The following is an 18,037-nucleotide window of genomic DNA, read 5'->3' on the forward strand; positions in this document are numbered from 1 at the left end:
AGCGACGGCGCGACCCTATGCCAAACCAGCACGATTGACGAGCGCCGCCGGCTTCCCAATGATCCGGGCAGTTCCGGCACATCGATGACGATGGCCACAGGATGGACGCGGAGAGAATGACGACAGGCGCAACGACGGACGAGACACCGGCCTTTCCCGACAGCTTCAACATGGCCGATTATTTCGTGTTCGCGAACGTCGCGGCCGGGCGCGGGGCGAAGACCGCCCTGCTCTTCGAGGACCAGGCGATAAGCTATGACGAAGTGGCCGCCAGGGTGACGCAGGTCGCCGAGCGGCTCCTCGCATCGGGCCTGCTGCCCGAGCAGCGCGTGCTGCTCTGCATGCGCGACTGCCCCGAATTCGTCTATGCCTGGTTCGGCGCGCTCAAGGCGGGTGCGGTCGTCACCCAGATCAACCCGATGCTGCCGGCCGCCGACTATTCCTATTATCTCGGCTATGTGAAGCCGCAATTCGCCTTCATCGACGAGACCAGTGCGGAGGCCTTCCAGGCGGCACGCGCCCAGGCCCGGCACTGCCAGGAACCCGGCTCGGTCATCCTGGTCGGCGAGGCGCCCGGCCTTCCCGGCTTCGACGCCTGGATCGCCGCCGCCGCACCCGCCGCCCCGCCGCCCTGGCCGACGCGCAAGGACGATCCGGCGGTATGGCTCTTCACCAGCGGCACCACCGGCCAGAGCAAGGGTGCGGTCCACTGCCATTTCCACTTCGCCTACAATACCGAAGTCTATGCGAAACGTTTCATCGGCATGGCGCAGGAGGACATCACCCTGTCCGGGCCGCGGCTCTATTTCGGCTATGCCACCGGCACCAACCTGATGTTCCCCTTCGCAGTGGGCGCCACCGCCATCCTGTTCCGCGAGCAGCCGACGCCGGATACCCTCTTCGCACTCGTCGAGCGCCACCGCCCCACCGTGCTCACCAACGTGCCCACGCTGATCAACAAGATGCTCGAGGCGGAGGCGCGCGCGCCGGACCTGTCGAGCATCCGGATGATGTGGAGTGCCGGCGAGGCCCTGCCGCGCGAGCTGCACGAGCGCTGGAACGCCCGTTTCGGCGTGCCGATCATCGACGGGATCGGCAGCGCCGAGAGCTTCCATATCTATATCAGCAACCGCCCCGGCGACATCCGTCCCGGCAGCCTCGGCAAGCTGGTGCCCGGCTATGCGGCCGACCTGCTCGACGATGCCGGCATGCCGATCGCCGGCGGCGAGATCGGGGTGCTGCGCATCCGGGGGGACTCCGCGGCACTCTACTATCATGGCGACTATGCCAAGTCGAAGCGCCACCTGGGCGGCGGCGCGATCGTCAGCGGCGACCTCTTCCGGCGCGATCCCGAGGGCTATTGGTATTATGAGGGCCGCGGCGACGACATGATCAAGAGCGGCGGCATCTATGTCAGCCCGCTCGAGGTGGAGGGATGCCTGAGCGAGCATCCGGCAGTGCTCGAATGCTGCGTGTTCGGCCGCGCCGATGCCAATGGCCTCGAAAAGCCCGTGGTGGTCATCGTGCCGCGCGAGGATGCCCCGGCGGGCGAGACATTGCAGGCCGAACTGCTCGGCTTCGCACGCGAGCGCCTTGCCCATTACAAGGTGCCGCATCGCGTCTTCTTCTCGTCCGATCCCCTGCCCCGGAACGATCGCGACAAGATGGATCGCAAGAAGCTGCGGGAGATCTGGCGATGATGCTCGGCGACCAGCCCTGGACGCGCGTGCAGGCAGCACTGGCGAGCGGCGCGCCGGTGGTGGCCATCCTGCCGCTCGGCGCCGTGGAGGCGCACGGACCGCATTTGCCGCTGTGCACCGACGTGATCATTTCCGAAGGCATGGCGCGGCGCGCGGCCGCGCTGCTCGAGGGCCAGGGCATGCACGCCTTCGTGCTGCCCGCCCTCGCTTATGCCCCGGCCCATTATGCGGCCGAATTCCCCGGCACCATATCGATCGGCGCAGCCACCGCCCGGGCGGCAATCCTCGACATCGCCGCCAGCCTGAAGGCACAGGGTTTCGCCTGCCTCGCGCTGGCCAACAGCCATTTCGATCCCGCCAATGTCACGATGCTGCGCGGGCTGGCCGCAGAGGCTGCGGCGCTCGGACTTCCCCTCGCCTATCCCGATTTCACGCGGCGCGCGCTGGCGGCGGAACTGACCGAGGAGTTCGTCTCCGGCGCCTGCCATGCCGGCCAGTTCGAGACCAGCCTGGTCCTCGCCGACCGGCCGGATCTGGTCGACGAACCCGCGCGCGCCGCGCTCGCCGACAATCCGGCCAGCCTCGTCACTGCCTTTGCCGCCGGCGCCACCACCTTCAGCGAGGCCGGCGGGCCCCAAGCCTATTTCGGCTACCCGTCCCGCGCCACGGCAGGCGAAGGCGCCGAGACGTCCGCGATCATGGCCGAAGCGATCGTCCGCGCAGTGCAGGCGGTGATGCCGGGACCGGAATAGCGCCGGGCTGCACCTCCTGGTCCAGGCGCCCGGTCGCGCGCAGCAACAGGTTCGTCGCAGCCAAATTGCCGCGTGCCGGCCCCGACGGCATTTCGTCGCCGTCCGGGCCTTAGCAAAGGCTGCTGCAACCCTCCGGGCGGCTATGACCCCGCCATCCCGGAGGAGTCTTTGTGCCCAATCCGGACAAGGGCGGCGCTGCGTTTGGTTCCGCGGCGTCGCCCGACCCCGGCCGTCCCGTCATTCGAACTCGAGGATCGCCGCATCCACCGCCAGGCTGTCGCCGGGCCCGAAATTGGCGGCCTTCACCACTGCGGCCTTCTCGGCGCGCAGGATGTTCTCCATCTTCATGGCTTCCACCACCGCGAGCGGCTGGCCGGCTTCGACGCGGTCGCCGGGGGCGACATGAAGCCGGGTGAGCAGCCCCGGCATCGGGGCGAGCAGGAACCGGCTCATGTCGGGCGGGATCTTCTCGATCATGTGGTGCCGATATTGCGCGACATGCGGCGGATAGACCTCGACCAGATGAGTTGCGCCATGTGCCGTCAGCTTCCAGGCCGCGCCCTTGCGATCGACCGCGACGCTCAGCGCCACGCCGTCGACCTCTGCATCGAGCTGCATGTCGCCGAGCCGCCAGTCAGTGTCGAACGCCACCTGGGTGCCGTCGAGGAAAAGCCGACCGGCATCGGCCGATATCTCGAACCGCCGGCCGTCGATCGTCACCACCCGCTCACCCGGAATCGGCTGATGCGCGGCAAGCTGGCCCGAGATGCAGGCCGCGCGTTCGGCGCGCTGCAGGTCGATCGCCGCGGCGATCACCGCGAGCCGGCGCTTCAGCGCGTCCGAAGCCGGCGCACCGTGGAAACCCTCCGGATATTCCTCCGCGATGAACCCGGTGGTGATCGCGCCCGAGCGGAAGCGCGGATGCTGCATTAGCGCCGAGAGGAAATCGATGTTGTGGCCGATCCCGTCGATCCGGAACCGGTCAAGCGCCGCCACCTGCAGGTCCGCCGCCTCGTCGCGCGTCTCGCCCCAGGTGATCAGCTTGGCGATCATCGGATCGTAGAACATCGAGATTTCGCTGCCCTCGGTCACGCCGTCATCGACCCGGACATAGCCATGGTCGCCGCGCGTGCCCGGAGCACCATAGGGCGTCGCCTCGCTCGCCGGCGGGCGATAGCGCACCAGCCGGCCCGTGGAGGGCAGGAAGCCGCGATAGGGATCCTCGGCATAGACGCGATTCTCGATCGCCCAGCCGGTCAGCCTGATGTCGTCCTGCTGGAAGGCCAGCTTCTCGCCGGCCGCGACGCGGATCATCTGCTCGACCAAGTCGATGCCGGTCACCGCCTCGGTCACCGGATGCTCCACCTGGAGCCGCGTATTCATTTCGAGGAAGTAGAAGCCCGCCCCGGTCTCGTCGGCGCCCGAGACGATCAGCTCGACCGTGCCGGCACTGAAATAGCCCACCGCCCGCGCCAGCGCGACGGCCTGCTCGCCCATTGCCTTGCGCATCTCGGGGGAGACGAAGGGCGACGGGGCTTCCTCGACCACCTTCTGGTGGCGCCGCTGGATCGAGCATTCGCGCTCGCCCAGATAGACGATGTTGCCATGCTGGTCGCCCAGCACCTGGATCTCGATGTGGCGCGGGCTCTCGATGAATTTCTCGATGAACACCCGATCGTCGCCGAAGCTCGCCAGGCCCTCGCGCTTGGTCGCCTCGAAGCCTTCGCGCACATCAGTCTCGCTCCAGGCCAGCCGCATGCCCTTGCCGCCGCCGCCGGCCGAGGCCTTCATCATCACCGGATAGCCGATCTCGTTCGAGATGCGCACGGCATGCTCGGTATCGTCGATCTCGCCGACATAGCCGGGGACGACGTTCACCCCAGCCTGCTTGGCGAGCTTCTTCGATTCGATCTTGTCGCCCATCGCCGCGATGGCGTTGGGCGGCGGGCCGACAAAGGCGATCCCCGCCTCGGCGCAAGCCCTGGCGAAGCTCTCGCGCTCGGAGAGGAAGCCATAGCCCGGATGGATGCAGTCCGCCCCGGTCTGCTGCGCGGCGAGCAGGATCAGCTCGGCCTTGAGATAGCTCTCCGCGGCCGGTGCCGGCCCCAGCCGCACCGCCTCGTCGGCCATCAGCACGTGCGGCGCCCGCGCATCGGCATCCGAATAGACCGCCACCGTGGCGATTCCCATCTTCTTGGCGGTGCGCATCACGCGGCATGCGATTTCGCCGCGATTGGCGACCAGGATCTTCTTGAACATCAGGCCCCTCGAAAGCTTTCTTCGTCACCCTGAACTTGTTTCAGGGTCCAACGCGCCTCAAACGAAACTGCTGGTGGATAGTTGGATGCTGAAACAAGTTCAGCATGACGGAGGGCGAATTTCACTCCGCCGCCTCCAGCTCCACCTTCACCTCGGCCTGCATCGGCGTCACGCCCAGCCGGGCGAACAGCGCCGCGTCCTTGTCGTCGCCGGCATTGCCCGCCGTAAGCAGCTTGTCGCCGGTGAAGATCGAATTGGCGCCGGCCAGGAAGCACAGCGCCTGGGTGGCGTCGCTCATGCTTTCGCGGCCGGCGGAGAGGCGCACCATGCTCTCCGGCATGGTGATCCGCGCCACCGCGATCGTGCGGACGAACTCGATGTCGTCGATCTGGGCGAGCGGCGTGTCCGCCAGCATGTTGCCCAGCACCGTGCCCTTGATCGGCACCAGCGCGTTGACCGGCACGCTCCCCGGATGCACCGGCAGCGTCGCCAGCGCATGGACGAAGCCGACACGATCTCCGCGGGTCTCGCCCATGCCGACGATGCCGCCGCAGCACACATTGATCCCCGCCTCGCGGACATGCTCGAGCGTGTCGAGCCGGTCCTCGAAGCTGCGCGTGGTGATCACCTCGGCATAGCGCTCGGGCGAGGTGTCGATATTGTGGTTGTAATAGTCGAGCCCGGCATCGGCGAGCATCCGGGCCTGGCTCTCGCTGAGCATCCCCAGCGTCATGCAGGTCTCCATGCCCATCGCCCGCACGCCCTGCACCATCTCGACGATGGCGGGCATGTCGCGGTCCTTGGGATTGCGCCAGGCGGCGCCCATGCAGAAGCGCGACGAACCATGATCCTTGGCCTGCGCCGCCGCCTGGAGCACCTGGCGCACGTCCATCAGCTTGGTCGCCTTCAGCCCGGTCTCGGCAGAGACCGACTGGCTGCAATAGCCGCAATCCTCCGGGCAGCCGCCGGTCTTGATCGAAAGCAGGGTCGAGAGCTGCACTTCGTTCGCCGGATGGTGCGCGCGATGCACCTCGGCGGCGCGAAAGACGAGTTCGGTGAAGGGCAGCTCGAACAGCGCGGCGATCTCTTCACGGGTCCAGTCGGTACGAACGGTCACAGAATTACCTTAGCAAGGGATTGCACGAACGCGCCGACGCCGGCCATCAGCAGCGCGGTGACCGCGTACTGGCCATAGCGAACCTGCTTGGCGAGCTTCTCGCGCGGCACCGACCTGGTCTCCAGCGCCGCCAGCACAGTCGTGTGGAACAGGCTGATCACGCCGCCCAGGCCGATGAACCCCAGCGCGAGATAGAGCTTGACCGGCTCGACCTTGATCGCCCCGCCGCCCACAAAGGCGAACACGCCGCCCAGCGAGACGAGCGAGATCCCGGTCATGTGCTTGAAGAAATCATAGGCCCGGGCAAATGGCAGGTCTCCGCCGCTGTGCTCGGGCTGGCTGTCATCGTTCATGCGGCGGCTTCCTCCACGGGCGGCATATTGTGCCCGAGGAGCCTGAGCACCTCTTCGGCGGCTTTGACAAGGTTGGTGCCGGGCCCGAAGATCGCCTGCACCCCGGCTTCGCGCAGGAATTCATAGTCCTGTGCCGGAATCACCCCGCCCGCGATCACCTTGATGTCCGCCCGGCCGGCATCCCGCAGCTCGCGGATCAGCTCGGGGATCAGCGTCTTGTGGCCCGCGGCCAGGCTGGAGGCGCCGACCAGGTCGACATCGCTCTCGATCGCCAGCGCGGCGGCTTCCTGCGGCGTCTGGAACAGCGGGCCCGCCACCACTTCGAAGCCCAGGTCGCCGAACGCCGAGGAGACCAGGTTGGCCCCGCGATCATGCCCGTCCTGCCCCATCTTGGCGACGAGCATGCGCGGCTTGCGACCGAGCCGCCGTCCGGTGGCGGTCACACCGTCCTTGAGCCGTTCCCAGCGCGCATCCTCGGCATAGGCGCCGCCATAGACGCCCTGCACCGGTGTCGGCTTGGTGGCATAGCGCCCGAAGCCCGCTTCCATGGCCGCGCTGATCTCGCCCAGCGTCGCACGGGCACGGGCAGCCTCCACGGCCAGCGCGAGCAGATTGTCACTGCCCCGCGCGCCCTGCTGCAGCGCGAAGAGCGCCGCCTGGCACGCCGCTTCGTCACGGCTGGCCCGAACGCGCTTGATCCGCGCAATCTGCGCCTCGCGGACGGCGTGATTGTCGACATCGAGGATGTCGATCGGCTCTTCCTCGGCCTTGCGATACTTGTTGACGCCGACGATCACCTGCTCGCCGCGGTCGATCCTCGCGGCGGTGGCGGCGGCGGCCTCCTCGATCATCGCCTTGGGCCACCCCGCCGCCACGGCCTTGGCCATGCCGCCCTCGGCCTCGACTCGCTCGATGATCTCCCAGGCCTTGTCGACCAGTTCCTGGGTCAGGCTCTCGATATAATAGCTGCCGCCGAGCGGATCGACGACCTTGGTCATCCCGGTCTCTTCCTGGATGACGATCTGGGTGTTGCGCGCGATGCGGGCGGAGAAGTCGGTCGGCAGCGCAATCGCCTCGTCGAGCGCGTTGGTGTGCAGGCTCTGGGTGCCGCCCAGCATCGCCGCCATCGCCTCGATCGTGGTGCGGATGACGTTGTTGTACGGATCCTGCTCGGTCAGCGACACCCCCGAGGTCTGGCAATGGGTGCGCAGCATCTTGGAGCGCTCGTCCTTGGCCTCGAGCTTCGTCATCACCCGGTGCCAGAGGACGCGTGCTGCGCGCAGCTTCGCGATCTCCATGAAGAAGTTCATACCGATTGCGAAGAAGAAGCTCAAACGCCCTGCGAACTTATCGATATCCAGGCCCGAGGCGACGCCGTACTTCACATATTCCATGCCGTCGGCGATGGTGAAGGCAAGCTCCTGAACCTGCGTCGCCCCGGCCTCCTGCATATGGTAGCCGGAGATGGAAATACTGTTGAATTTCGGCATGTTCGCGCTGGTATATGCGAAAATGTCCGAAATGATCCGCATGCTCGGTTCGGGCGGATAGATATAGGTGTTGCGGACCATGAACTCCTTGAGGATGTCGTTCTGGATGGTCCCGTCGAGCAGGCTCTTGTCGACGCCCTGTTCCTCGCCCGCGACGATGAAGAAGGCAAGCACGGGGATCACCGCGCCGTTCATCGTCATCGAGACGCTCATCTGATCGAGCGGGATGCCGTCGAACAGGATCTTCATGTCCTCGACGCTGTCGATCGCCACGCCCGCCTTGCCGACATCGCCGGTGACGCGCGGATGGTCGCTGTCATAGCCGCGATGCGTGGCGAGATCGAAGGCGACGCTCAGCCCCTTCTGCCCGGCCGCGAGGTTGCGGCGGTAGAAGGCGTTGGATTCCTCGGCGGTCGAGAAACCGGCATATTGGCGGATCGTCCAGGGCCGCCCGGCATACATCGAGGCGCGCACGCCGCGCGTGAACGGCGCGAAGCCCGGCAGGCCGGGATCGAGGTGCGCGGTGTCCTCCGCCGTGTAGAGCGGCTTGACGGCGATGCCCTCGGGCGTGTGCCAGGTCAGGTCCTTGCCCTTGACCTCCTTGGCCGCGAGGGCCTGCCAGCCGGGCAGATTGGGTTTATCCGTCATCGCAAAAACTCACCGTCATCCCCGCGAAGGCGAGGACCCAGGGTAACAAAGCTACGTCCCGCTTGGCTCTGGATCCCCACCTTCGCGGGGATGACGAAGAAAGGGGTGCTCAATGCCCTTCCCCTTTCGGCGTCTCCATGATCTCGGTCAGCACTCCGCCCATGTCCTTGGGATGGACGAAGAAGATCGGCGTGCCGTGCGCGCCGATGCGCGGCTCGCCGAGCACCTTGGCGCCCTTCGCCTCGAACCAGGCCTTGGCTTCGTGAATGTCGGGCACTTCGTAGCAGAGGTGATGCTGCCCGCCCGCCGGGTTCTTCGCCAGGAAGCCATGGATCGGCGAGCCCTCGCCCAGCGGCTCGATCAGCTCGATCTGGCTGTTGGGCGTGTCGACGAAGCACACCTTCACCCCCTGCGCGGGCAGATCGAAGGGTTCGCGGATCACTTCCGCGCCCATCACGCCGCGATAGAAGGTGATCGACGCTTCGATCGAAGGCGTCGCGACGCCGACATGGTTGAGGCGGCCGAGTTTCATTAGGCGAACCATCCCAGATAGAGCAAAGCAATGACGATGCAGAAATAGGGCGCTGCGCTACCAAGCCGACGAACCGACTTGGGCAGCCTCGCGGACAGAGTCTGCCCGAGGTTGGGCTTCCCATTCAGGTTTAAGAACCCGTCGACCGCAAAGAAAACGATGACAACGATCCGGAGAATATCGCGCATCATTCTCTCCTATAGCGGAATATTGTCGTGCTTCTTCCACGGATTCTCGAGCTGCTTGTTGCGCAGCTTCCTGAGCCCCAGCGCCACCCGCCGCCGCGTGGAATGCGGCATGATCACTTCATCCACGAACCCCTTGCTCGCCGCCACGAACGGATTGGCGAAGCGCGCCTCATATTCGGCGGTCCGCTCGGCAATCTCTTCGGGCGTCTTGCCCCGGAAGATGATCTCCACCGCGCCCTTGGCCCCCATCACCGCGATCTCGGCGGTCGGCCAGGCGTAATTCAAGTCGCCGCGCAGATGCTTCGACGCCATCACGTCATAGGCGCCGCCATAGGCCTTGCGGGTGATCACGGTGATCTTGGGCACCGTCGCCTCGGCATAGGCGAAGAGCAGCTTGGCGCCGTGCTTGATGATGCCCGAATGCTCCTGGCCGACGCCCGGCAGGAAACCCGGCACATCGACGAAGGTGACGATCGGGATCTCGAACGCGTCGCAGAAACGCACGAAGCGCGCGCCTTTCTTCGACGAGTTGATATCCAGGCACCCGGCCAGCACCATCGGCTGGTTCGCCACCACGCCCACCGTGCGCCCCTCGATCCGGCCGAAGCCGATCAGGATGTTGCCGGCATGGCTCGGCTGCAGCTCGAAGAACTCGCCCTCGTCGAGCGTCTTCCGGATCAGCTCGTGCATGTCATAGGGCTGGTTGGCGCTCGGCGGGATGAGCGTGTCGAGGCTCGGCTCCATCCGATCCCATGGATCGTCGCACGGCCGCTCGGGCACTTCCTCGCGGTTCGAGGCGGGCAGAAAATCCACGAAGTCGCGGGCCGCGAGCAGCGCCTCGATATCGTTGTCAAAGGCCACATCGGCGACCCCCGACTTCGTGGTATGCGTCACCGCACCACCCAGTTCCTCCTGCGTGACGATCTCGTTGGTAACGGTCTTCACTACATCCGGGCCGGTGACGAACATGTACGACGAGTCCTTCACCATGAAGATGAAGTCGGTCATCGCGGGGGAATAGACCGCGCCGCCGGCGCATGGCCCCATGATCAGCGAGAGCTGCGGCACCACGCCCGATGCCAGCACGTTGCGCTGGAACACCTCGGCATAGCCGCCAAGGCTGGCGACACCCTCCTGGATGCGCGCGCCGCCGCTGTCGTTCAGCCCGATCACGGGGGCGCCCACCTTCATCGCCATATCCATGATCTTGCAGATCTTCTGCGCGTGGCGCTCGCTGAGCGAGCCGCCGAACACAGTGAAGTCCTGGCTGAACACGAAGACGAGGCGGCCGTTGATCGTACCCGATCCCGTGACGACGCCGTCGCCGGGAACGATCTGGTCCTGCATGCCGAAGTCGACGCAATTGTGCTCGACATACATGTCGAGCTCCTCGAACGAACCCTGGTCGAGCAGCACTTCGATCCGCTCGCGCGCGGTCAGCTTGCCCTTGGCGTGCTGCGCGTCGATCCGCTTCTGCCCCCCACCCAGGCGGGCGGCGGCGCGGCGGCGTTCCAGTTCCTCGATCGTCGACGACATGCGGTTCCCCATCAGGTGCGGCGGCTTCTGCATCGGGACATGCGCCCGCGGCAAATGCAATGTTGCAAAGTTGTAAGTGGTGAGTTTGCAGATATACTGCAGATATGCGCAGCGATTGCCCTACTACCCGCCGTCATCCCCGCGAAGGCGGGTATCCAGAGTCGCAAGCGACAAGCTCCGTTACCCTGAATCCCCGCTTTCGCGGGGATGACGGGCAAAGGGAAGACGAGGGGAAGATGGGATGAGCAATTCCCCCCGCCGCCGCCTGTTCGAAGGCTTCCGCCTGCGCGAACTGCGCCGCCGCGTGGGGCTGAGCCAGGCGGCGATGGCGACTCGCCTCGGCATCTCGGTTTCCTATCTCTCGCAGATCGAGAATAACGACCGGCCGATCACCGACATCGTGCTCGTCGCTCTCAACCGCGAATTCCCGCTCGAGGCGTTCGGCGACGCAGCGGACAGCAGCGCGCTGCTCCGCACGATCGACGCCGCCACCGATGCCGAAGTCTCCGCCGAGCGCATGGAGGAAGCCGATGTCCGCCGGAGCCTGGAGCAGCAGCCCCTGCTCGCTCGCCGCATGGTGGCGCTGCACGACGCCTGGCGGCGCAGCCAGGAACAGCTCCGCGTGCTCGACGACCGGTTCGACAGCGGCTCGACCGACGCCGCCCCGCTCCCCTGGGAGGAAGTGCGCGACTGGTTCCAGGCCGAAGGCAATTATGTCGATGCGATCGACCTGTCGGCGGAAGCACTGGCGGCCGATCTCGATGCCGATCGCCCCCTTCGCGGACTCGAGGATCGCCTTCGCTGGCACGGGGTGAAGGTCGTCGGCGAGGATGGCGACGGCAGCCAGCTCAGCCGCTTCGACGCCAAGACCCGCCGCCTAGCGATCAACAGCGCGCTCCCGCCCGAGAGCCGTGCCTTCCTGCTCGCCCACCGGCTGGTCCGCTACGAGTTCGAGAACGAGATGCGCGAAGTGGTGGAGGGCTCGGGCCTCGCCGCGCCCGCTTCGCGCGAGTTGCTCAGGCTCGGCCTCGCCAACTATGCCGCCGGCGCGCTGCTGATGCCCTATGGCGCGTTCAGGGACACCGCGCGCGAAGTGCGCCATGACATCGACCGGCTGCGCCAGCGCTTCGGCGTGAGCTTCGAGCAGGCCTGCCATCGCCTGTCCACGCTCCAGCGCCCGGGCGCGGCCGGCCTGCCCTTCTTTTTCTGCCGCGTCGACATGGCGGGCAACATCACCAAGCGCCATTCCGCCACGCGCCTGCAATTCGCCCGGTTCGGCGGCGCCTGCCCGCTCTGGGTGGTGCACGAGGCGGTGGCGATCCCTGATCGCATCCTCGTCCAGCATGCCGAGATGCCCGACGGCACCCGCTACGTCTCGATGGCCAAGGGCCTGGTGAAGCCCTCGGGCAGCTATGCGCGCCCGCCGCGGCGTTATGCGGTGGCGTTGGGCTGCGAGGAGATGCATGCCGCCGATTTCGTCTATGCGGACGATCTGCGCCCGGGCGGCGGCGCGACGCCCATCGGCGCGAGCTGCCGCATCTGTCCGCGCGCGGATTGCGACCAGCGCGCCTTCCCGCCCGCAGCCTCGGCGATCGCGATCGATCCCGACCGGCGCAGCGTGGTGCCCTATGGTTTCCGCTGAAGCGCCTTCCCCGGCGTGCGCGGAGGAGGAATCATTGCTCCCTTCCCCCGAACCATGGCATACCCGAAAAACGAAAAAGCCTTGGGAGAGGTATGATGGCCACCGCGCTGCGCAATTCCACGATGACCGAAGCCGAGTGGGAGGCTCGCCAGCAGCTGGCCGCCTGCTACCGGGTGTTCGACATGCTCGGCTGGTCCGAGATGATCTACAACCATATCACACTGAAGGTGCCGGGCGAGGAAGGCGCCTTCCTGATCAACCCGTTCGGGCTGCATTTCAGCGAAGTGAAGGCGTCGAACCTCGTCAAGATCGACATCGACGGCAACAAGCTCGACAACTCGCCCTATCCGGTGAACCGCGCCGGCTTCGTCCAGCATGCGCTGTTCCACCGCCACCTGCCCGACGCGCACTGCATCGCACATACTCACACCACTGCCGGCATGGCGGTCGCGTCCGTGGAAGGCGGCCTTCGTCCCACCAATTTCTATGCGTGCAACTTCGCCGGCCAGATCGCCTATCATGATTTCGAAGGCGTGACGGTGCGTGACGAGGAAGGCGAGCGCCTGCTCGCGCATCTGGGCGACAAGCGAGTGATGCTGCTCCGCAACCACGGCATATTGGTGATGGGCCGGACGGTGCCCGAGGCGTTCATCAAGCACTGGTCGCTCCAGCGCGCCTGCGAGATCCAGATCGCCACCGCCAGCATGGGCGAGCCGATCACGGTTCCGGACGAAGTGGTCGCCGTCCACCAGCGCGACCTCCACATGGCGCAGGTGCCGGGCGGTCCGGGCGCGGCGGACTTCGCGGCGATGGTGCGGCTGGTCGACCGCACGGACAAGAGCTGGCGGGAGTAACTCCCCCTCGCCGCCTCCAACCGTCACCCCGGGGGTCCGCCGCGCCGCAAGTCATGCCGATAGCGGATCGAGCCCGGAGCCGGGGCGGCGGCACGGGGGCCGAAACAGGAGCCCCCATGCCCTGAACTTCCTAAACTTCCAGCCCGCGAATCGTCACCCGAACCGATAGCCCGACACCGTCCATCCCAGCACATGGTCGCGATAGTCGCGCACCACCGCCCCCTCGCCGCCCGCGCCGAGCGCGACCATCAGCGGGAGCAGATGCTCCTCGCGCGGATGGGCGAAGCGGGCATGGGGCAGCCGGTCCCAGGCGGCGACGCGCGCGGCGCGGCGCACCGGATCGGCGTCGGTCACCGCATCGGCGAGCGCATCGTCCCATGCATCGGCCACCGGCGTCACTTGCGGCCCGCGGGCCAGCAGATTGTGGAAGCTCATGCCCGATCCGACGATCAGCACGCCCTCGTCGCGAAGCGGGGCGAGCGCCCTGCCCAGCGCGATATGACCGGCAGGATCCAGGTCCTTGCGCAGCGACAGCTGGACGAGCGGGATGTCGCCCCCCGGCACCGCCACCATCATCGGGATGAACACGCCGTGATCCCAGCCGCGCTCGCGCTCTTCGCCCACCGGGAATCCGGCGCCTTCGAGCAACGCCTTCACCCGCGCGGCCACCTCGGGCGAGCCCGGCGCGTCCCAGCGCAGGCGATAGGTATGCTCGGGGAAGCCGTAATAGTCGAACAGCAGCGGCTGGCCGCTGCCGGCATGGACGGTGACCTGATCCTCCTCCCAATGACCCGAGACGAGCAGGATCGCCCGCGGCTTCGCGGGCAGCGAGCGGATCAGCCCGGCGAGATACGCCTGCATCGATCGCCACATCGGGTCAGGCGGGCCGCCATCCGGGTCCATGAAGAAGCAGGGGCCGCCGCCATGCGGAATGAAGAGCGTGGGAAGTGTCATGCCGCGGATGTCGTCCCCCGAGCATCCCGGCACAATGCCGGTTTCGGAAACGGCGCGTTTCCCGCTACACCCCGAGGCATGACTCGCTTCACCGTCAACAACCAGCCGGTAGCCTACAGGATGGATCCGCGCACGCCGCTGCTCTGGGCATTGCGCGACGCCTCGAACCTCACCGGCACCAAATATGGCTGCGGCACCGGCGATTGCGGGGCCTGCACGGTCGATGTCGACGGCACGGTGCGCCTCGCCTGCCAGGAGACGATCGGCGCGCTCGAGGGCACGTTCGTCACCACGATCGAGGGGCTCTCCAAGGACCGCGGTCATCCGGTGCAACAGGCGTTGATCGCGGCGAACGTCCCGCAATGCGGCTATTGCATCCCCGGCGTGGTTATGGCGGCCGCGGTACTGTTGCGGGCCAACCGGAACCCGAGCGAACAGGACATCAAGGACGCGATCCCCAATATCTGCCGCTGCGGCATCTATCCGCGGCTGGTGGAGGCGATCGAGAACGCCGCCCGCATCGCGCGCGGCGACGTTGCCGCGCCCGACGCCGCGCCGCAGGCGGAACCCTGAATTGTTTCGAATGCTTTCAATATGCTGACAGGCGAATTCAGAGTCAGGTCAGTTGCCGTGGCTTAAGAAGAGGGCACCCTCGAAAGCCCGGCCTATTGCCGGTCCCAGCGGAGACACTCAGATGAAGAAGACCTTGCTCGCGGCGATCATCGCCGCAACAGCCCTGGTCCCGCCGGTACTGGCGCAGGATCGCGGGCATCGCTGGGGCGGCGGCGACCGTTCCGGCGGCAATGCGGGCGCCTCGCAGCCCGCCCAGCAGCAGGAGCGCGGTGATCGCGGTGATCGCGGCGGTGGTGATCGCGGCGGCTGGCGCCAGCCCTCGGGCCAGCCTCAGCAGCCCCAGCAGCAACAGCCCCAGCAGCCGCGCGGCGGCTGGAACCGCGGCGGCTGGACCGGCGGCCAGCCCGGCGGTCAGGTCTCCCCGCCCCAGGCCCAGCCGCCGCAACAGCGCTGGGACGGCAATCGCGGCGGCAACGACCGGCGCGACTGGAACCGCGACGGCAATCGCGGCGGCCAATGGGATCGCGGCAACCGCGATCGCAACTGGAACAACGATCGTCGCGGCAACGACTGGAACCGCAACAACGATCGCGGGTGGAACGATCGTAACCGCTGGGACAACAATCCCCGCGGCGGCTGGAACCGTGGCGGCTGGGCCGGCAACGACCGCGGCCGCTGGAACAATGGCTGGCGCAACGACCGCCGCTACGATTGGCGCGACTATCGCAACAGCAATCGCGGCATCTACCGCCTGCCGCGCTATTATGCGCCGTCGGGCTGGGGCTATGGCTATCGCCGCTTCACGATCGGCTATACGCTGAACTCGATCCTGTTCTCGTCGCAATATTGGATCAACGATCCGTTCTACTATCGCCTGCCGGAAGTCTACGGCCCCTATCGCTGGGTGCGCTACTATAACGACGCGCTGCTGGTGGATATCGATACCGGCGAGGTGGTCGACACGATCTACGACATCTTCTGGTAAGCGAGCCCGCATCTTGCCAGGAACGGGAGGCCCGGCCCATCAGGACCGGGCCTCTTGCTTTTGGTTCGGCGCGCAGCAAGCTGGCACCGATGACGAGCCCGATGGTCCCCGACCCCGTCCGCGCCGAGACCGGCCGCCGCACCGCTGCCCGCCTCGCGGCCAATCCGCTGGTCCGCCGCGCCGCGTCCGACGCGCTCGAACTCTTTCACCTGCCCAATTTCCTCAGCCGCACCGAATGCAGGGCGCTGATCCGGATGATCGACGCCGACGCCAGGCCCTCGATGGTGCTCGCCCGCTACCAGGAGCCCGGCCTGCGCACGAGCTGCACCTGCGATCTGGATCGCCAGGATCCGGATATCCGCCGGCTCGACGCGCGCCTCGCCGATCTGCTGGACATCCCGCCAGAGCATGGCGAGCCGGTGCAGGGCCAGCGCTACGCCGAGGGCCAGCAGTTCCGCGCCCATTGCGACTGGTTCCGCGACGACATGGACTATTGGCCCGAGATGAAGGCGCAGGGCGGCCAGCGCATCTGGACCGCGATGATCTATCTCAACGATGTCGAGGAGGGCGGCGAGACCTGGTTTCCGCGTGCCGGCATCCGCCTCACGCCCACGCGCGGCCTGCTGGTCGCGTGGAACAACCTGATCGCCGACGGCAGCCCCAATGACGCGACGCTGCACGAGGCGCGACCGGTGCTGGACGGCACCAAGTACATCATCACCAAATGGTTTCGCGAGCGTCCCTGGCTGCCCGCCGGCGCCCAGCCCTATTGACCACGGGCGCCGCAGGCGCAAATTGGCCGTCGTGAGCAAGAATATCGGCAGAGTATCGGGAACGCCCTCCCCCAATCGCGCGCGGATCGGCCGCGAGGTAGTGGCAAGGCTGGAAGGCAATCCGGGAGTCAGGCGCGCCAAGGTGGAGAACGCCCAGATCTTCACCTATCCCGATTTCCTGAGCGAAGCGGAATGCGACATGCTCGTCGCTCTGATCGCAGCGGCGGCGCGCCCCTCGACCCTGCTCGCCGCGCACGAGGATCCCGAGTTCCGCACCAGCAGCTCGACCGATCTCGATCGCTGGTCCGAGGAGATCTGGCCGATCGACGATCGTATCGCGGAAGTGCTCGGCCTGCCGCCCGCGAATGCCGAGACGATGCAGGGCCAGCGCTACACGCCCGGCCAGCAGTTCCGCGCGCATTGCGACTATTTCCACGAAGGCGCGGAATATTGGGAGAAGATGGTGGAATATGGCGGCCAGCGCACCTGGACCGCGATGATCTATCTCAACGAAGTCGAGGAAGGCGGCGCGACCTGGTTCCCGCGCGCCGGTGTGCGCTTCCGGCCCAAAAAGGGGCTGATGCTGATCTGGAACAACATGATGGAGGACGGCGCCCCCAATTACGACACGCTGCACGAGGGCATGCGCGTGCTTGAGGGGACGAAATACATCGTCACCAAATGGTTCCGCGAGAATGCGTGGATCCGCGGCCATGTGCCGACCTATTATGCCGGCGGCGAGCAACGGACCTGAACCTTCCCGCCCTCCCTTCCGGGGAGGGAAAATCCGGCTAGATCAGCCCCGCATGCGCCAGCGCCGCGTCGACCGCCCTGCGGCTCGCCTCGCCCGCCGGCGTCATCGGCAGCCGCAATTCCTCGGGGAAGCCCGGCCGCACCCGCGTCAGCGCATATTTCACCGGCCCTGGCGAGGCATCGGTGAACATCGCGATGTGGAGGGGATAGAGCCGATCGTGCAATTCGAGCGCGCGGGCATTGTCCCCCGCCGCCCAGGCCGACTGGAACGCCGCACAGAGCCGCGGCGCGACGTTCGCCGTGACCGAAATGCAGCCCGTGCCGCCCATCGCGTTGAAGGCGAGCGCAGTCTCGTCATTGCCCGAGAGCTGGATGAAGTCGCGCCCGCAGCCGGCGCGCTGCTCGGTCACGCGGGCCAGCGCGCCCGTGGCATCCTTCACGCCGATGAACTTGTCCGGAAACGCCTGGACGATCCGGGCCATCGTCGCGGGCTGGATGTCGGTCACCGTGCGACCCGGCACGTTGTAGAGCACGATCGGCAGGTCGGTCTTCGCAGCCACTGCCTCGAAATGGCGGAAAATGCCTTCCTGGCTCGGGCGATTGTAATAGGGCGGGACCATCAGCACCGCATCGGCGCCCGCCTGCTGCGCGGCCTTCACATTCTCGATCGCGACAAGCGTGTCGTTCGAGCCGGCGCCGGCGAGCACGGGCACGCGCCCCTTCGCCTGATCGGCGCAGACCCGCACCACTTCGAAATGCTCGTCCTTCGGCATCGTCGCCGCCTCGCCGGTGGTGCCGCACGGCACCAGCCCGGCCGAGCCTTCGGCAATCTGCCATTCAACAAGCGTGCGATAATCTTCCTCCGCGAAGCTGCCGCTACGGAACGGCGTCACCAGCGCGGGAATGGAGCCCGAAAACATGGTCCCAG

Annotated in this window: 17 protein-coding genes; 8 read left to right on the plus strand and 9 right to left on the minus strand. The window is 66.8% G+C overall.

Going from position 1 to position 18,037, the window contains the following annotated elements:
* Window positions 1-116: 116 nt before the first annotated feature.
* Window positions 117-1,700 carry a benzoate-CoA ligase family protein gene (locus tag FFS08_RS00805; RefSeq protein WP_137861059.1) on the plus strand — a complete coding sequence of 528 codons (1,584 nt, stop codon included), beginning with the start codon at window positions 117-119 and terminating at the stop codon, window positions 1,698-1,700.
* Window positions 1,697-2,452 (plus strand): creatininase family protein, encoded by a 756-nt coding sequence (locus tag FFS08_RS00810; protein WP_212741934.1) that lies wholly within the window; start codon window positions 1,697-1,699, stop codon window positions 2,450-2,452. Before FFS08_RS00805 ends, FFS08_RS00810 begins: the two co-directional genes overlap by 4 nt.
* Window positions 2,453-2,689: 237 nt before the next feature.
* Here the strand turns inward: FFS08_RS00810 and FFS08_RS00815 are convergent, their stop codons facing one another.
* The 7 genes from FFS08_RS00815 to FFS08_RS00845 all read right to left on the minus strand — a co-directional run bounded on the left by FFS08_RS00815 (window position 2,690) and on the right by FFS08_RS00845 (window position 10,575).
* Window positions 2,690-4,711: an acetyl-CoA carboxylase biotin carboxylase subunit gene (locus tag FFS08_RS00815; RefSeq protein ID WP_137861058.1), complete on the minus strand. Its 2,022-nt coding sequence runs from the start codon at window positions 4,709-4,711 to the stop codon at window positions 2,690-2,692.
* A gap of 121 nt (window positions 4,712-4,832) precedes the next feature.
* Window positions 4,833-5,828, minus strand: a complete 996-nt coding sequence (gene bioB, locus FFS08_RS00820) for a biotin synthase BioB (protein WP_137861057.1) — start codon at window positions 5,826-5,828, stop codon at window positions 4,833-4,835.
* Window positions 5,825-6,181: a hypothetical protein gene (locus tag FFS08_RS00825; protein ID WP_137861056.1), complete on the minus strand. Its 357-nt coding sequence runs from the start codon at window positions 6,179-6,181 to the stop codon at window positions 5,825-5,827. Before FFS08_RS00825 ends, bioB begins: the two co-directional genes overlap by 4 nt.
* Window positions 6,178-8,319, minus strand: coding sequence for a methylmalonyl-CoA mutase (gene scpA, locus FFS08_RS00830; protein WP_137861055.1), 2,142 nt, complete (start codon window positions 8,317-8,319; stop codon window positions 6,178-6,180). Before scpA ends, FFS08_RS00825 begins: the two co-directional genes overlap by 4 nt.
* A 109-nt stretch (window positions 8,320-8,428) precedes the next feature.
* Window positions 8,429-8,851: a methylmalonyl-CoA epimerase gene (mce, locus tag FFS08_RS00835; protein ID WP_137861054.1), complete on the minus strand. Its 423-nt coding sequence runs from the start codon at window positions 8,849-8,851 to the stop codon at window positions 8,429-8,431.
* Window positions 8,851-9,039, minus strand: coding sequence for a hypothetical protein (locus FFS08_RS00840; RefSeq protein WP_137861053.1), 189 nt, complete (start codon window positions 9,037-9,039; stop codon window positions 8,851-8,853). Before FFS08_RS00840 ends, mce begins: the two co-directional genes overlap by 1 nt.
* A gap of 9 nt (window positions 9,040-9,048) precedes the next feature.
* Complete coding sequence (locus FFS08_RS00845) at window positions 9,049-10,575, minus strand: acyl-CoA carboxylase subunit beta (RefSeq protein WP_137861157.1); 1,527 nt, start codon at window positions 10,573-10,575, stop codon at window positions 9,049-9,051.
* Between the two features lie 241 nt (window positions 10,576-10,816).
* Here FFS08_RS00845 and FFS08_RS00850 point away from each other — a divergent pair, with 241 nt between their 5' ends.
* Together FFS08_RS00850 and FFS08_RS00855 are read left to right on the plus strand one after the other, a co-directional pair.
* Window positions 10,817-12,217, plus strand: coding sequence for a helix-turn-helix domain-containing protein (locus FFS08_RS00850; RefSeq protein ID WP_137861052.1), 1,401 nt, complete (start codon window positions 10,817-10,819; stop codon window positions 12,215-12,217).
* Between the two features lie 95 nt (window positions 12,218-12,312).
* Window positions 12,313-13,071 (plus strand): class II aldolase/adducin family protein, encoded by a 759-nt coding sequence (locus FFS08_RS00855; RefSeq protein WP_137861051.1) that lies wholly within the window; start codon window positions 12,313-12,315, stop codon window positions 13,069-13,071.
* A 153-nt stretch (window positions 13,072-13,224) separates the two neighbouring features.
* Here the strand turns inward: FFS08_RS00855 and FFS08_RS00860 are convergent, their stop codons facing one another.
* On the minus strand, window positions 13,225-14,025 hold the full coding sequence (locus tag FFS08_RS00860) for a DODA-type extradiol aromatic ring-opening family dioxygenase (protein ID WP_137861050.1): 801 nt from the start codon (window positions 14,023-14,025) through the stop codon (window positions 13,225-13,227).
* Between the two features lie 78 nt (window positions 14,026-14,103).
* Between FFS08_RS00860 and FFS08_RS00865 the strand changes: the two genes are divergently transcribed.
* From FFS08_RS00865 to FFS08_RS00880, 4 genes are all read left to right on the plus strand, one after another.
* Window positions 14,104-14,598 carry a (2Fe-2S)-binding protein gene (locus FFS08_RS00865; protein ID WP_137861049.1) on the plus strand — a complete coding sequence of 165 codons (495 nt, stop codon included), beginning with the start codon at window positions 14,104-14,106 and terminating at the stop codon, window positions 14,596-14,598.
* Window positions 14,599-14,719: 121 nt separating this feature from the next.
* Window positions 14,720-15,583: an RcnB family protein gene (locus tag FFS08_RS00870; RefSeq protein ID WP_137861048.1), complete on the plus strand. Its 864-nt coding sequence runs from the start codon at window positions 14,720-14,722 to the stop codon at window positions 15,581-15,583.
* A gap of 89 nt (window positions 15,584-15,672) precedes the next feature.
* Window positions 15,673-16,356: a 2OG-Fe(II) oxygenase gene (locus tag FFS08_RS00875; protein WP_137861047.1), complete on the plus strand. Its 684-nt coding sequence runs from the start codon at window positions 15,673-15,675 to the stop codon at window positions 16,354-16,356.
* Between the two features lie 31 nt (window positions 16,357-16,387).
* Window positions 16,388-17,110: a prolyl hydroxylase family protein gene (locus FFS08_RS00880; RefSeq protein ID WP_249340939.1), complete on the plus strand. Its 723-nt coding sequence runs from the start codon at window positions 16,388-16,390 to the stop codon at window positions 17,108-17,110.
* Window positions 17,111-17,147: 37 nt separating this feature from the next.
* Here the strand turns inward: FFS08_RS00880 and dapA are convergent, their stop codons facing one another.
* Window positions 17,148-18,029, minus strand: a complete 882-nt coding sequence (gene dapA / locus FFS08_RS00885; RefSeq protein ID WP_137861045.1) for a 4-hydroxy-tetrahydrodipicolinate synthase — start codon at window positions 18,027-18,029, stop codon at window positions 17,148-17,150.
* Window positions 18,030-18,037: the final 8 nt, after the last annotated feature.

Origin of the sequence: Sphingomonas sp. 1F27F7B, assembly GCF_005503355.1 — a bacterium.
Classification (GTDB): domain Bacteria; phylum Pseudomonadota; class Alphaproteobacteria; order Sphingomonadales; family Sphingomonadaceae; genus Sphingomonas.

Bases quoted from the DNA above. Each gene is read 5' to 3' on its own strand.
- scpA (WP_137861055.1), bottom strand. From the start codon at position 8,319: ATGACGGATAAACCCAATCTGCCCGGCTGGCAGGCCCTCGCGGCCAAG.
- FFS08_RS00875 (WP_137861047.1), top strand. From the start codon at position 15,673: ATGACGAGCCCGATGGTCCCCGACCCCGTCCGCGCCGAGACCGGCCGC.
- FFS08_RS00845 (WP_137861157.1), bottom strand. From the start codon at position 10,575: ATGTCGTCGACGATCGAGGAACTGGAACGCCGCCGCGCCGCCGCCCGC.
- FFS08_RS00825 (WP_137861056.1), bottom strand. From the start codon at position 6,181: ATGAACGATGACAGCCAGCCCGAGCACAGCGGCGGAGACCTGCCATTT.
- FFS08_RS00840 (WP_137861053.1), bottom strand. From the start codon at position 9,039: ATGCGCGATATTCTCCGGATCGTTGTCATCGTTTTCTTTGCGGTCGAC.
- dapA (WP_137861045.1), bottom strand. From the start codon at position 18,029: ATGTTTTCGGGCTCCATTCCCGCGCTGGTGACGCCGTTCCGTAGCGGC.
- FFS08_RS00810 (WP_212741934.1), top strand. From the start codon at position 1,697: ATGATGCTCGGCGACCAGCCCTGGACGCGCGTGCAGGCAGCACTGGCG.
- FFS08_RS00850 (WP_137861052.1), top strand. From the start codon at position 10,817: ATGAGCAATTCCCCCCGCCGCCGCCTGTTCGAAGGCTTCCGCCTGCGC.
- FFS08_RS00855 (WP_137861051.1), top strand. From the start codon at position 12,313: ATGGCCACCGCGCTGCGCAATTCCACGATGACCGAAGCCGAGTGGGAG.
- FFS08_RS00805 (WP_137861059.1), top strand. From the start codon at position 117: ATGACGACAGGCGCAACGACGGACGAGACACCGGCCTTTCCCGACAGC.
- FFS08_RS00860 (WP_137861050.1), bottom strand. From the start codon at position 14,025: ATGACACTTCCCACGCTCTTCATTCCGCATGGCGGCGGCCCCTGCTTC.
- FFS08_RS00815 (WP_137861058.1), bottom strand. From the start codon at position 4,711: ATGTTCAAGAAGATCCTGGTCGCCAATCGCGGCGAAATCGCATGCCGC.
- mce (WP_137861054.1), bottom strand. From the start codon at position 8,851: ATGAAACTCGGCCGCCTCAACCATGTCGGCGTCGCGACGCCTTCGATC.
- FFS08_RS00865 (WP_137861049.1), top strand. From the start codon at position 14,104: ATGACTCGCTTCACCGTCAACAACCAGCCGGTAGCCTACAGGATGGAT.
- FFS08_RS00870 (WP_137861048.1), top strand. From the start codon at position 14,720: ATGAAGAAGACCTTGCTCGCGGCGATCATCGCCGCAACAGCCCTGGTC.